Genomic DNA, 431 nt, shown 5'->3' with positions numbered 1-431 from the left:
AAGGCGGCCTCCGCCGCACCGGCCGACTCGTAGACGAACCCCGAGTTGAGGAACATCGCCTCCGAGGTCTCCTCGAAGCCGGTACGCATCACACCGCCCCGCACCCCGAGGGTGCCCAGGCCGACGTTCGGGGGCAGTTCCTTGTGGAACGCGCCGCCGCGGGGAATGCCACTCATGATTGCCTCCAGGGAAGTCCGACCGCGCGCCAGCCGGCTGCGCCGCGGTGACCGTCCGCGCCGATGCCACCCTCGAAGCCGTCGAGAACGTTGTAGGACGGGCCGATTCCGGCCGCGGTCGCGGCCTCGGCCGCGCCGATGGAACGCTGGCCCGAACGGCACAGGAACACGACCTCGCGCGCCTCGCCGCCGGTGATGCCGGCTTCCTTGAGCTGGTCGACGAAGTTGTCGTTGCGGGCGCCACTGACGCTGACC

The 431-nt window shown here is 70.8% G+C and carries 1 protein-coding gene; it reads right to left on the bottom strand.

Translation table 11 applies throughout. The features are described 5' to 3' along the window. Positions 1-172 precede the first annotated feature (172 nt). Positions 173-431: rhodanese-like domain-containing protein (locus AC1DYG_RS19890; RefSeq protein ID WP_477641571.1), on the bottom strand; the 259-nt coding region annotated here is incomplete at its 5' end.

Source organism: Pedococcus sp. P1_H8 (genome assembly GCF_056405175.1).
Note: the sequence above shows the minus strand (reverse complement) of the source record. Positions and strands in the feature narration are given on the sequence as shown.